Source organism: Tritonibacter sp. SIMBA_163, from assembly GCF_046535935.1.
Taxonomy (GTDB): Bacteria; Pseudomonadota; Alphaproteobacteria; order Rhodobacterales; family Rhodobacteraceae; genus Epibacterium; species Epibacterium scottomollicae.
On record NZ_JAWJBP010000567.1, the window covers coordinates 1 to 266 of the forward strand.

The window sequence follows — 266 nt, forward strand, 5'->3', positions numbered from 1 at the left end:
GTTGGCTCACCTTATGAAGGAGAGTTGCGAAGTTCTATTCAACGGTTAGCTGATCGCCTACCGGAAAAAATTAGGATCAATTTAGAACAGTTGGCAGATGAACGCATCGTCTTTCGCACCGGAGCAAAGATGATGAACTTGAATCCAGAGGTTTGGGAGAAACTAGAGTGGGCTTGTTATCATTCCCAGAAGGTATGGATTCGGTATTATGCAGCGAGCAAGAATGAGGAATCAGAACGAGTCATTGAACCGTATCTGATTGACAT

At 44.0% G+C, this 266-nt stretch carries 1 pseudogene; it reads left to right on the plus strand.

The features are described from left to right. Window positions 1-266, plus strand: a pseudogene (locus R0J92_RS23570) (DNA-binding protein); the annotation flags it as partial.